The 13,467-nt window shown below is 29.9% G+C and carries 13 protein-coding genes and 1 pseudogene; 10 read left to right on the top strand and 4 right to left on the bottom strand.

Going from position 1 to position 13,467, the window contains the following annotated elements; all coding sequences use genetic code 11:
* Positions 1–35: 35 nt before the first annotated feature.
* Positions 36–929: an FKBP-type peptidyl-prolyl cis-trans isomerase gene (locus tag AC3ATN_RS03865; RefSeq protein WP_487531920.1), complete on the top strand. Its 894-nt coding sequence runs from the start codon at positions 36–38 to the stop codon at positions 927–929.
* Here AC3ATN_RS03865 and AC3ATN_RS03860 read toward each other — a convergent pair.
* Genes AC3ATN_RS03860 through AC3ATN_RS03850 form a run of 3 tightly spaced genes read right to left on the bottom strand, consistent with a single transcriptional unit; the run spans position 922 to position 3,308 of the window.
* Entirely contained in the window at positions 922–1,497 is a 576-nt protein-coding gene (locus AC3ATN_RS03860; RefSeq protein ID WP_487531919.1) for an outer membrane beta-barrel protein, read from the bottom strand. The genes AC3ATN_RS03865 and AC3ATN_RS03860 overlap by 8 nt on opposite strands.
* A complete protein-coding gene (locus AC3ATN_RS03855; protein ID WP_487531918.1) occupies positions 1,494–2,456 on the bottom strand; it encodes a transketolase family protein in 963 nt (320 codons plus the stop codon). Before AC3ATN_RS03855 ends, AC3ATN_RS03860 begins: the two co-directional genes overlap by 4 nt.
* A 6-nt stretch (positions 2,457–2,462) precedes the next feature.
* Complete coding sequence (locus tag AC3ATN_RS03850) at positions 2,463–3,308, bottom strand: transketolase (protein ID WP_487531917.1); 846 nt, start codon at positions 3,306–3,308, stop codon at positions 2,463–2,465.
* Between the two features lie 150 nt (positions 3,309–3,458).
* On the opposite strand from AC3ATN_RS03850, the gene tgt reads away from it, so the two are divergent.
* The 9 genes and pseudogenes from tgt to AC3ATN_RS03805 all read left to right on the top strand — a co-directional run bounded on the left by tgt (position 3,459) and on the right by AC3ATN_RS03805 (position 12,719).
* A complete protein-coding gene (tgt, locus tag AC3ATN_RS03845) occupies positions 3,459–4,589 on the top strand; it encodes a tRNA guanosine(34) transglycosylase Tgt (protein WP_487531916.1) in 1,131 nt (376 codons plus the stop codon).
* A 1-nt stretch (position 4,590) separates the two neighbouring features.
* Positions 4,591–5,664, top strand: coding sequence for an LptF/LptG family permease (locus AC3ATN_RS03840; RefSeq protein ID WP_487531915.1), 1,074 nt, complete (start codon positions 4,591–4,593; stop codon positions 5,662–5,664).
* A complete protein-coding gene (locus tag AC3ATN_RS03835) occupies positions 5,651–6,565 on the top strand; it encodes a DMT family transporter (protein ID WP_487531914.1) in 915 nt (304 codons plus the stop codon). The genes AC3ATN_RS03840 and AC3ATN_RS03835 overlap by 14 nt, the downstream gene beginning before the upstream one ends.
* A gap of 18 nt (positions 6,566–6,583) precedes the next feature.
* Positions 6,584–7,533: pseudogene (locus tag AC3ATN_RS03830) on the top strand (acetyl-CoA carboxylase carboxyltransferase subunit alpha).
* A 107-nt stretch (positions 7,534–7,640) separates the two neighbouring features.
* The gene (gene dnaB / locus AC3ATN_RS03825) at positions 7,641–9,176 is read left to right on the top strand and encodes a replicative DNA helicase (RefSeq protein WP_487531913.1); all 1,536 of its coding nucleotides are present in this window, start codon (positions 7,641–7,643) and stop codon (positions 9,174–9,176) included.
* A 15-nt stretch (positions 9,177–9,191) separates the two neighbouring features.
* On the top strand, positions 9,192–10,388 hold the full coding sequence (locus AC3ATN_RS03820) for an Nramp family divalent metal transporter (RefSeq protein WP_487531912.1): 1,197 nt from the start codon (positions 9,192–9,194) through the stop codon (positions 10,386–10,388).
* Between the two features lie 24 nt (positions 10,389–10,412).
* Positions 10,413–11,126 carry a LamB/YcsF family protein gene (locus tag AC3ATN_RS03815; RefSeq protein ID WP_487531911.1) on the top strand — a complete coding sequence of 238 codons (714 nt, stop codon included), beginning with the start codon at positions 10,413–10,415 and terminating at the stop codon, positions 11,124–11,126.
* The gene (locus AC3ATN_RS03810; protein WP_487531910.1) at positions 11,123–11,857 is read left to right on the top strand and encodes a carboxyltransferase domain-containing protein; all 735 of its coding nucleotides are present in this window, start codon (positions 11,123–11,125) and stop codon (positions 11,855–11,857) included. Before AC3ATN_RS03815 ends, AC3ATN_RS03810 begins: the two co-directional genes overlap by 4 nt.
* Entirely contained in the window at positions 11,841–12,719 is an 879-nt protein-coding gene (locus AC3ATN_RS03805) for a 5-oxoprolinase subunit C family protein (RefSeq protein WP_487531909.1), read from the top strand. Before AC3ATN_RS03810 ends, AC3ATN_RS03805 begins: the two co-directional genes overlap by 17 nt.
* Here AC3ATN_RS03805 and AC3ATN_RS03800 read toward each other — a convergent pair.
* On the bottom strand, positions 12,682–13,410 hold the full coding sequence (locus AC3ATN_RS03800) for a nitroreductase family protein (RefSeq protein ID WP_487531908.1): 729 nt from the start codon (positions 13,408–13,410) through the stop codon (positions 12,682–12,684). The two genes, AC3ATN_RS03805 and AC3ATN_RS03800, sit on opposite strands and share 38 nt — an antisense overlap.
* Positions 13,411–13,467: the final 57 nt, after the last annotated feature.

The following is a 13,467-nucleotide window of genomic DNA, read 5'->3' as shown; positions in this document are numbered from 1 at the left end:
AAGTAAAATTGTATCTTGCGTTGGAATTTTAATGTATGAAAATTAATTATTTAATACTAGGTTTTGCTTTAATATTGTGTTTTTTTGGTTGTAAAAAATCTGAAAATGAAATAGAAGAAGTAGTTATAAGGAGTGCTGCAGTTCAATCTTCTGATGATGATATTGAACTAAGAAGTTACTTGCTGAGTCATTTTTATAACTATGATGATTTTAATTCAAAACCAGATGACTATTCCTTAAAAATAGTTATAGACTCTCTTTCAGGTGATAATATCGATAAAACTCCACTTATTGAAATGGTTAAAGAACAGATCCTAACTGTAAAACAAGATGGAGTAGACATACCACATAAATTATATTACTTAGTAGCTAGACAAGGAAATTCTTCAAAACCAACTAATATTGATTCAACTTTTGTTACATATAGTGGTAGTCTAATTGATGGCTCTGTTTTTGATTTTCGTGACTTACCCTTATGGTTTGATCTAGCTCAAGTTGTTCAGGGATTTAGAATGGGAATTACAAATTTTAATGCGGGAAGTTATTCTGTTAATAATAATGGAACAATAAATTTTGAAGGTTTTGGGCAAGGTGTTATGTTTTTCCCTTCTGGTCTTGGTTATTTTAGTAACACAAACTCAGGTATTCCTCAATATTCGCCATTAATTTTCAAAGTTTCGTTATTAACAACTAATATCTCTGATCATGACAATGATGGAATTCCTTCTTATCTCGAGGATATTGATCTTGATGGTGAGCCGTTAAATGATGATACTGATGGAGATGGCAACATCAATTTATACGATGCTGACGATGATGGAGATGGAATACTAACAATTAATGAGATTGACAAAGATGATAACGGTATAATTGATGATACCGATGAAGATGGAATTCCTGATTATTTAGATCCAAATATTACTAATTAATTCGATAGGAAAAACCCATAGACAATAGGGAGGCTCTCGTGTCAATTTTGGCTACATTTAAATTACTTTCATTAAGTAATTTTGTTTCTAATGAATTTAAGCCTCTTTCATACCTTAAATCGAATTGAAGTTTACCCAGATGAACACGTGTACCAATATTAATCCCCATAGTTGTTTTGCCTTTAACTTCGTCTAGGTTAAATGTATTACTCTTTTCATTTAAAACATACTGAAAAGATGGACCAATATAAGCGCTTAGAAATGGCATAATTTTATATCCAACAGTAATAGGTAATTCAATTTTTTCTTGAATTAAATCATTGCTATTTTTTATTTTACTAAATTGAAGTTCTGTTCTTAAATTGATTAGAAGAAGGTCAATAGAAGCGTAACTCCCTATAAAAAAACCTTGAAAATCATTTTTAGTAATTTTATTTTCAAAAGCATCAGAAATTATTGAAAAATTTGAACTATTATTTAAATTAACTCCAGCTTTAAATCCATAATCAATTTGAGAAAAAATTGATAATGGAAAAAATAAAAATAGTTTTAAGTAAAATTTTTTCATTTGAACAATTTTCTTTTTAGAACCTTTTCAACCTTATTAATTATATTCTTTTTACTTAAACCATATTTTTCCATCAATTGACTTGGAGTTCCGGATTCTCCAAAAGTATCATTAGTTCCAACAAATTCTTGAGGAGAAGGGAAATTTAAAGAAAGTGTTCTTGAAACACTCTCACCTAGTCCACCGATAATATTATGTTCTTCGGCGGTAACAACAGCCCTTGTTTTAGATACTGAATTGATTATAATTTCTTCATCTAGTGGCTTAATGGTATGAATATTAATAACTTCAGCTGAAATGCCTTTTTCAAATAAATATTCAGCAGCTTTAAGAGACTCCCAAACTAAATGACCAGTTGCAATAATTGTAACGTCAGAACCCTCAGTCATTAATATTCCTTTGCCAATTTGAAATATATCTTTATCTGGAGTAAAGTTTGGAACTTTAGGTCTTCCAAATCTTAAATAAACGGGACCAATATGATCTGCTATAGCCAGTGTTGCTGCTTTTGTTTGGTTAAAATCACATGTATTTATGACAGTCATACCTGGAAGCATTTTCATAAGACCAATATCTTCAAGTATTTGATGAGTGGCTCCATCTTCTCCCAAAGTGACTCCTGCATGTGAAGCACAAATTTTTACATTTTTACTTGAATATGCAATTGATTGTCTTATTTGATCATAAACTCTTCCAGTTGAAAAATTTGCAAATGTCCCTGTAAAAGGTATTTTACCTCCGATAGTTAATCCAGCTGCGATACCCATCATATTTGCTTCTGCTATACCTATTTGAAAAAATCTTTTAGGATTTTCTTCTAAGAATTGATCCATTTTAAGCGAGCCAATTAAATCTGCACAAAGTGCAACAACATTAGGTTTAGTTCTTCCAAGCTCCGTTAAACCAGCTCCAAATCCAGATCTTGTATCGTTTGCTCCAGTATCTATATATTTCCTCATAATTTTTTAATAATCTCCCAGTGTTACAGGGTTCTGTGAAAGTGCTTGTTTTAATTGATCGTCATTTGGAGCTTTTCCATGCCAAGCATGGGTGTTCATCATAAAATCAACTCCGTTACCCATTTCTGTTTTCATCAAAATAGCTACTGGAACTCCATTACCAAGATTATTTTTGGCCTCAATTATTTTAGATATTATTAACTCAATATTATTACCTTCATTTAATTCTAGTGTTTTCCAACCAAAAGATTCAAATTTTGACTTTAGATTTCCCATGTTAAGAACTTCGTCAGTTGAACCATCAATTTGTTTACCATTTAAATCTATGGTTGCAATAACATTATCAACTCCTTTAGCTGCTGCATACATTAAAGCTTCCCAGTTTTGGCCTTCTTGAAGCTCTCCATCCCCCATTAAAACAAACACTGTTTTAGGATCTTTGTTTATCTTTTTACTTAATGCTGCACCAATAGCAACCGATAACCCTTGACCAAGAGAACCTGAAGCAACTCTTATTCCTGGGAGTCCTTCATGTGTGGTTGGATGACCTTGGAGTCTTGAATTAATTAATCTAAATGTGTTGAGTTCCTCAATTGGAAAATATCCATTCCTAGACAAGACACTATAAAAAACAGGGGAAATATGTCCATTGGATAAGAAAAATAGATCCTCATTAACACCATTTATATTGAATTTTGGATCATGATCCATGATTTCATTGTAAAGCACAACTAAGAATTCTGCACACCCCAAAGATCCCCCAGGATGCCCAGAATTAACTTTATGAACCATTCTTAAAATATCCCTTCTTACCTGCTGAACAAAGGATTTTAAAGTTAATGTATCTGTCATTTAAATTTGTATATGTTCATAACAATATTACATTAAATGATGTCATTGGCAAAGTTCTAGCTTTGGTAATTTTGAGAGTTTATAACTAATTAATTAACATTATAATTTATCTACATTATAGATTAATACATTTGTAACTTAATTTTTCTAATGAAATTTGAATTACAACATACAGATATCCATTCTAAAGCAAGAGCAGGTAATGTTTTTACAGATCACGGAAAAATTGAAACTCCAATTTTTATGCCAGTTGGAACTTCTGCAACTGTAAAAGGTGTTCATCAACGCGAATTAGAGAACGATATTAAGCCAGATATTATATTAGCAAATACTTATCACCTTTATTTAAGACCAACCATAAAAATTATTGAAGCTGCTGGTGGAATTCATAAGTTTATGAATTGGAATAAACCAATCCTCACCGACTCCGGTGGATATCAAGTCTATTCTTTATCAGCTAATCGAAAAATTAAAGAGGAAGGGGTTAAGTTCAAATCTCATATTGATGGTTCATTTCATTTTTTCACTCCTGAAAATGCTATATCTATACAAAGGAAAATTGGGGCTGATATAATTATGGCATTTGATGAATGCACACCTTATCCATGCGATTTTCAGTATGCGAAAACATCTATGCAAAGAACACATCGTTGGCTTGACCGTTGTTTATTACAAGATATTAAAGAGAAATTTTTTTATAGTTACTCTCAGACACTTTTTCCAATAATTCAAGGAAGTGTATACAAGGATCTAAGGAAAGAATCTGCTGAATATATTTCTAATAAAAATGCTTTTGGAAATGCAATTGGTGGATTGTCAGTTGGAGAGCCTGCAGAGGAAATGTATGAAATGACAGAGGTAGTTACTGCAATTTTACCCAAGGATAAACCTAGATATCTCATGGGTGTTGGAACACCGATAAATTTACTCGAAAACATTTCTTTAGGAATTGACATGTTTGACTGTGTAATGCCTACAAGAAATGCTAGGAATGGAATGATTTTTACTGCAAATGGTACTATAAATATCAAAAATAAAAAATGGGAGCTAGATTTTTCATTTTTGGATTCAGATAATTATTGTTTTGTTGATATTACATATTCTAAGTCATATGTTAGACATCTTTTTACTGTGAATGAGATGCTTGGTAAACAAATATGTTCAATTCATAATCTTGCTTTTTACATTTGGTTGGTTCGAGAATCTAGAAAACATATATTAGCTGGAGATTTTGTAAAATGGAAAAAAAAGATGGTTAAACAATTAGATCAACGTCTCTAGAATGAAGCTCATTGATTGGTATATTATAAAAAGATATTTAGGAACCTTCTTTGTAATGCTTCTAATGTTCATTCCAATTGGAATAATGGTAGACATTGCAGAAAAGATAGATAAGTTCAAGGAAAATGAAGTTCCCTCTAGCGCACTTTTTAGTTATTATATAGATTTTACTGGATATTTTGCAAATCTTTTATTCCCCATATTTCTTTTTCTTTCTGTTATCTGGTTTACTTCAAAATTAGCTACCAATACTGAAATTATAGCAATTTTGAGTTCTGGAATTTCATTTACTAGATTTTTGAGACCATTTATTATATCTGCATCTTTTATTGCAACTATAGCGTTTGTAATGGGAATGTTTATTGTTCCAAATTCCAATAGGGGGTTCAATGAATTTTTATTTAAATATATTAAAAAGAAAAACGAGAGAAATACATCCTACTTGTTTAAACAAATTAATCCAAAGGAGTTTATTTATGTGAGTAGCTATAATCCTCTTAGAAAAAGAGCTAATAATTTTACTCTTGAAAAGTTTGAAAATCAAAAGTTAGAAATTAAAATAACAGCCGAAAGCATTCGTTGGGTTGAGAAAGATTCAACTTTTAGACTCTCCAACTATTCAAAGAGAACTATTAATGGAGATAAGGAGTATTTTGAAAAGCAGAATATTAAGGATACTATTTTTGATTTTAAAGTAGATGATCTTGCTCCAGTAAACTACAAGGCTGAAACTTTAACAATGTTTGATTTAAACGATTTTATTAATAAAGAAAGGGAAAGTGGATCTGTTTCCATTAATTCCCACTTATTAGTCAGATATAAAAGATATAGCTTGCCACTTGCATCTTTTATTTTAACTATAATTGCTGTCTCGATGTCTTCATTCAAAAAAAGAGGAGGGATGGGAGTTAATTTGGCTTTTGGGATTACTCTTGGGTTTGTTTTTATTTTTTTCGATAAAATATTTGGAGTATTAGTTACTAAGTCAAATTTCTCTCCTTTTTTAGGTGCATGGCTACCATTAATATTTTTTGGTATTTTGGCTATCTATTTATTAAATTATGCAAAACGATAGTACTAAAGATTTAATACATTTTCATTTTTTAGTTTTTCTTTGGGGTTTTACATCAATTTTAGGGGCATTAATTAAATTAAATTCAATTCAAATTGTTTGGCATCGCATGTTTATCGCACATGTTTTGGTTGGCATTTATCTATTTATTTATAATAGAAAGATGTTTTTTATAAATAGAAAATACATAATTAAATTAATTTTAGCAGGCATTTTAATTTCAACCCATTGGGTAGCTTTTTTTTATGCTATAAAAATATCTGGTGTTTCTTTAACATTATCTATAATGGCATCTGGGGCTTTTATGACTTCATTAATTGAGCCACTAGTTTTTAAAAGAAAATTTTTAATAAAAGAGTTATTATTTGGTTCAGTTACATTGGTGGGATTAATAATAATTTTCAGGGCAGAGTTTGATCAATATTTAGCAATATCTATCGCTTTTTTAGCAACAATTTTAAGCGTAATTTTTACACTTATAAATAGTAGTTTAGTTAAAGAAAAACTTTCTCCACTATCAATTACTTTTTATGAACTTTTCATTGGATGGATTACAATCTCTATTTATATAGTATTTAACACTAATCAATTAGATACACTATTTATGTTTTCGATATCCGATATGTTTTTATTATTAATTTTAGGTTCTATTTGTACTGCCTATGCCCATGTTGGTTCTGTAAAAGTAATGCGAAATTTATCTCCTTTTTCATTTATGATTATAATAAATCTTGAGCCTGTTTATGCAGTGATTTTATCTTTACTGTTTTTTGGAAAAAATGAATTAATGAGTTTTGACTTTTATATCGGATTTTCTTTAATTTTGACGGCTATACTATTAGACAGTTTAGATAAACGTAAAACTAGATTAAAGAAATTAACAGAAAAGAATTTACATTTGTAAATATTACACTGCAAGAATATGGAATATTTAGATTTTGAAGAACCCATAAAGGATCTTCATGAACAGATAAAAAAATGTAAAGACATAGGGAATGAAAGTTCAGTGATACCTGTGGACTTTTGGAGTCAAAATTAGAAGTAACCAAAAAAGAAATTTATTCTAATTTAACTGCTTGGCAAAGGGTTCAATTATCAAGACACCCTTCAAGACCTTACACTCTTGATTATATAAAATACTTGACCAATGGTACTTTTCTTGAATTACATGGAGATAGAAATATTGGAGATGACAAGGCAATGATTGGGGGCTTGGGTAAAATAGATCATCAATCTTTTATGTTCATTGGAACCCAAAAAGGATATAACACAAAGACAAGGCAATATCGCAATTTTGGTATGGCAAACCCAGAAGGTTACAGAAAATCCTTAAGACTTATGCATTCTGCAGAAAAATTTAATATTCCTATAATATGTTTTATTGATACTCCAGGTGCATTTCCTGGTCTTGAAGCTGAAGAAAGAGGTCAAGGTGAGGCAATCGCCAAAAATATTATAGGTATGATGTCCATAAAGGTTCCTATTATTGTTATTGTTATTGGGGAAGGTGCTTCTGGGGGTGCTCTAGGAATAGGTGTGGGAGATAGAGTTTTTATGCTCGAAAACACATGGTATTCTGTAATATCCCCAGAATCATGTTCTTCAATATTATGGAGAAGTTGGAAGTATAAAGAAGCAGCAGCTGAAGCATTAAAGTTGACTCCAAATGATATGCTGGATGCTAAGTTAATAGATAAGATAATTAAAGAACCTCTAGGAGGAGCTCATTATGACAGGATATCTACTTTTAATTCTGTTAAAAAAGAAATACTAAACACATTTCAAAAATTAAAAAAAATAGAGTTTAGAAAAAGAATTGATTTAAGAAGAAATAAATTTTCAAATATGGGAGTTTATGTAGAATCTAAATAGTAATCCTTGCCTTATTAACAAGTTTTATAAGTTATCAACTAAATCACTGTTGACATTTGATTTTGAAATAAAACTCTCATTCCATAAATCAATATTACTTTTGATTTATGGAAGAAAAAAAGTCCCTTTTTAAAACTATTAAACCAAATACTACTATTGTTAATCTTGAGCAGGCAAAACTGCCCCCACAAGCTCTTGATTTAGAGGAAGCGGTTCTAGGTGCTATGTTAATTGATAAAAAAGGTGTTGATGAAGTAATTGATATTTTACAGCCTGAAGCTTTTTATAAAACTGCACATCAATATATTTTTGAAGAAATATTATTATTGTTTGAATCTACAAGTCCAATCGACTTACTTACTGTTTCATCCGCACTTCGAAAGGCAGGAAGACTTGATGTCATTGGGGGTGATTATTATTTAGTTCAATTAACTCAAAAAGTTGCAAGTTCTGCTCATATTGAATTTCATGCTAGAATTATTTTGCAAAAACATATTCAAAGAAGTCTTATTAAAATTTCAAGTGAAATAATTGAAAAATCATACAAGGATTCAACAGATGTTTTAGAACTCTTAGATGAAGCCGAATCTAAACTATATGATGTAACCCAAGGAAATATTAAAAGATCTTTTTCTTCTGCCCAAAGTTTAGTTATTGAGGCCAAAAAGAAAATTGAAGATATTGCAAGTCGTGAAGGTTTGAGCGGAATTAGTAGTGGATTTGATGAGATTGATAAATTGACCTCAGGTTGGCAGCCAAGTGATTTAATAATAATTGCTGCAAGACCTGGAATGGGTAAAACAGCATTAACATTGTCTATGGCCAGAAACATTGCAGTTGGAAGACAAGTTCCCGTAGCATTTTTCTCATTGGAAATGTCATCAGTGCAATTAATCACTAGACTGATTTCTGCTGAAACTGGACTATCTTCAGAAAAGTTAAGAACAGGTAAATTAGCTCAACACGAATGGCAACAGTTAAACGTAAAGGTTAGTGATTTGGAAAAGGCTCCATTATACATCGATGACTCTCCTTCACTATCAATTTTTGAATTAAGAGCAAAGGCTAGAAGATTATCTAGACTTCACGGAATCAAATTAATTGTTATTGACTATTTACAATTAATGACGGCTGCAACTAATAATAAATCAGGGAATAGAGAGCAAGAAATTTCAACAATTTCAAGAAATTTAAAAGCTCTTGCAAAGGAACTGGATACCCCAGTAATTGCTCTTTCCCAATTATCAAGAGCTGTTGAGACAAGAGGTGGTACTAAAAGGCCTCAATTATCAGACCTTAGAGAGTCAGGAGCTATAGAACAGGATGCTGACATTGTTTCTTTTATTTATCGTCCTGAGTATTACGGAATAGACGAATGGGACGACGAGGAAAGAAGTCCTTCAGATGGGCAGGCTGAATTTATTGTAGCGAAACACAGAAATGGAGGTTTAGATAACATAAGACTTAAATTTATTGCTCATCTTGGTAAGTTTGAAAATGTTTCAGATTTTGATTCATCTTCTGAATTTGAGTCAAAAATGAATATTGAAAATAATACCATCTCAAAAAAAAACATTCCTAATGCTAATGATGCATTCGGAAATTCTTACAATGATTCAAATATAGATGATACTCCTTTTTAAAGTATTAAGCTATATATGAAAAATATTTCATTCGCCTCCGGTCCTGCAATAGTGATAACTGCTGCTTTTATAGGTCCAGGAAGTTTAACTATTTGTGCTATTGCTGGTGTTGATTTTGGATATGAACTACTTTGGGCTGTTTTACTTTCGTGCCTCATAACAATTTTTTTTCAAAACACTATTGCTAATTTAAGTTTTAAAACAGGTAAGGGTTTAGTTGAATTGCTCAATGATAAGTTAAAGAATTCAGTATTTCGTTATTTAGTTATATCATTTGTTTTAATTTCAATTTTCTTTGGAAATGCAGCCTACGAAGCTGGAAATATTACTGGAGCCTATATTGGGTTAGAGAATCTTATTAAACTATCATCTCTTCAATATAAGGAAATCTCAACAAGTGTTTTACTTCTAATAATTACAACAATTATTATGATTATTGTATGGAGAGATAACAATAGGTTAATTAAAAATATTTTAGGTGTTACAGTTCTTATGATGAGTATATCATTTTTAATAGCATCAATACTAACAAAACCAGACATATATATAATATTAGATAGTTTTCTCACACCAAGATGGAGACCTGAATCTTGGAAAACTATTGTTGCAGTTTTAGGAACGACTGTAGTTCCTTATAATTTATTTTTACATGCAGCGCTTGTAAAGAAGGACAAGAATAGTTTGAATATTTCATATTTGAGAAGAGATACATTTATAGCTGTAGCTTTTGGAGGTATAATTTCATCATCAATTATAATTGCGGCAGCTGGATCTAATATTGATGAAATACAATCAATAAATGATTTAGGAAATTCATTGAGTAAATTATACGGATCTAACTCAAGTATATTAATTTCAATTGGACTTTTTTGTGCGGGTTTAAGTTCAGCTATCACTGCTCCAATTGCAGCTGGATATGTAGTTGAAGAATCTCTTAAAAATTTTAAATACAAAAATATATTTAAAAAAATAGCTATATATATTGTTGTTTTTACAGGTTTAGTGTTTGCAAAATCTGGATATCAACCCATTGAATTAATAAGAATAGCTCAAATTGCAAATGGATTATTACTTCCTTTAATTACTTTGTTTGTTAGTATCTTATGTTTGCCAAAAAAAAATGACTTTTTGATTTTAAAAATTAGATTCTTAATTATCATCATTTTGTTTATACTTTTTACATTTCTAGCTTTTAAGGTTTTATTTTTATAGTTTAATAAAATTAATTAAAAACTGATGCAAATAAATATTGATCTAGGTGAGGGAGGTAAATATGATTTGAGTTTTATGCCTCACATTACTAGTTGTAGTATAGCTTGTGGAGGTCATTATGGAACAGTTCAAACAATTAAAAACACTATATCTTTAGCTTTAAGTCATGGTGTTAATGTTGGGTCACATCCTTCATATCCAGACAAAGAAAACTTTGGTAGAAAATCTATGAATTTAAAGTTAAATGATTTTCAAGATTCAATTAAAAGTCAGTTGTTAAAATTTAAACAAGCTCTTGTTTTTTTTAATACTAAATGGCACCATTGCAAAGCCCATGGAGCTTTGTATAATGATATTGCTGAAAACGGAAAATTAACCCAAGCATATCTTGAAGTTTTATGTGAATTTCCAGAAATCAACTTTCTAATTCTACCTGCTTCAAAGCCAATTGTTAAACAGGCAAAAAAAATGAGGTTTAATGTTCTTAATGAAGTGTTTTCAGATAGAAAATACAATGAATCATTTTCTTTAATTCCACGGAATGAAAAACACTCAGTTATAGAATCATCTGACGAGTTTTCCGATAATTTAAATCGTTTATTAAATCAAAATATTCTTCTTTCAAATGGTTTTATAAAAAAAATATCATATGATACTATCTGTCTTCACAGTGATACCCCAAAGTCAAAAAAATTTCTTAAAATAATTAAGAATATAGTTTCTGAAAAAAAGTTATGATGCATTTTAAAACTAATTTTAAGTTATTTGGAGAAAAAGTAATAATTGTTGATATAAATAAATATATAAATAATCCTGTTTCTTTAGCATGGCGCTCTGAGCTTTGTGTTTCTCTTCAGAATGAATTTCAAAATATATTAAATGATGTTGTATTTACATTATCTGAAATAACTATTTTTTTAAAAATTACTCCAGAAAAATTTCATTTACAACAAATTCATAAATTTATAATAAATTTTTCTTTAAATAAAAAAAATATAATTAGAACTTTGTGGGAAGTTACTGCTTGCTTTGATCAAATTTATTGTGAAAATATTTTAATTAACAATAAGAAAAAATTAATTTCTCACCAGTGCTATATCTCAGAATTTTTAAATTGTAATTTTGAAGTTCATCATTATGGCTTTTTACCTGGTTTTATTTATTTGTCTGGACTTCCATCAAAACTACATTTAAGTAGAAAAGCTACTCCTGAAAAAAATATTCTCCCAGGCACTATATCAGTTGGAGAATCTTATGTAGGTGTTTACCCTCAGAACAGTCCAGGAGGCTGGAACAGAATAGGAAGAACAAACCACTCTTTTTTTAACAAAAAGAGTACTCCACCCTGTTTTGTTTTGCCTGGTGATAAAATTAAATTTACTTCTATTGATATTGATGAATATCAAAGGGAAATGAATAACATAAATACTAAAATTTTAAAATCACAACAATTTGAAATCGTTTTTTAAAGTAATTGATCCTGGGTTTTATACTTCTATTCAAGACCAAGGCCGCTATGGTTTCAGAAGATTTGGATTCCCTGTATCGGGTCCAATGGATTCTATTTCTTATAAAAATGCTAACCACTTAGTTGGAAATTTATATAATGAAGCTGTTTTAGAATCTACATTAAAAGGACCCAAATTACTATTTTCAGCACCCACAATTGTTGCTGTAAGTGGTGCAATGACATCTATTTTCAAAAATGACAAACCTGTTGAGTTAAATAAATCTTTTTTTTGTGATCTAGGCGATACTCTAGAGTTAGGTTTCGTTGAAAAAGGTTTTAGAAATTATATAAGCTTTAAAGGCGGGATTATACAAAACAAGATTTTTGGTAGTTATTCTCAATACCATCCAATTACAGAATATAGTAAAATACAAAAGGGAGAAAATATTAAATTCAAATCATTAAATACTCATGAAAATAAATTTAAAAATCCAAAAATAAATAATTTGTATTTAAATACTAATTTAAAAGTATTTGAAGGTCCCTATTGGGATAAATTGAATAATAGCTTGAAAAATAAAATATTAAAAACAGAATTTAAAATTGGTTCTAATGACAGAATGGCATATAGATTATCAGGAAAAGGTATTTTGGTAAATAAAATTGTATCACATAGTGCTTCTGTTATTCCAGGAACAGTTCAATTAACTCCTTCGGGAGATTTAATTATTGTTATGCGAGATGGACAGGTTACTGGAGGTTATCCTAGAATATTACAATTAACTGAAAAATCACAATCAATTTTATCTCAAATTAGTACAGGTAAAATAGTTAGTTTTGAAATTAATGAATACGATAGGTTTCATCATTGGGAATTCTAAACCTTTTGCCATAAACGCCCTCATTTTTTCTAATACCACATCCAATTACCATACTTATTTCAGTTTTTGATGGAATGTTTAAGTTTTTTTTAATTCTATTAGAATCAAAACCTTCCATAGGGCATGTGTCGTATCCAATCCCTGCCATACTAATCATAAATGTTTGTGCCGCCAAGGCAGCACTCTTATGAACAATCACTCTAACGTCACTATTTCCAACCTCTTGGTACATAGGTTTGAATAGACTTATGGTTTTTACATACAATTTTTTAAAAACACCTTTTATTCCATAAAAATCAGAATAAATCATTGGTACTAATTTTTCATAATAATAAAGTGCTTTTTCTCTTTTGACTGGATCTAAATTTTTTATTTTTGATAAAGAAGTTTTGATATTATTCAAGTTAGAATTCAATCTTTTTTTCCACAAATCTCTTCTAACCACAACAATCAAAAACTGTTCAGCTGTTTTTGCTGCTGGCTGATTGAAGCAAGATATTGCAATTTCTTTCTTTTTCTTTTTGGAAACTATATGATGAAACTCCCATAGCTGCATATTGCTACTTGAGGGGGCTAAATGTGCCTGTTCAATACATTTTTTCACCTTATTTACATCAATCTGCTTTTCAGGATCATAAACACGAACAGATCTTCTAAAATCTATTGCTTGACTAACCGATTTTTCTTGCATACTGATGACACATTCTATTTTAAAAAGGATTATTTTTGTTGCAAATATGATAAATTT

The sequence above is a fragment of the Candidatus Marivariicella sp. genome, from assembly GCF_983056325.1.
The sequence above is the reverse complement of the archived record's forward strand: the minus strand, read 5'-3'. Positions and strand labels throughout refer to the sequence as shown.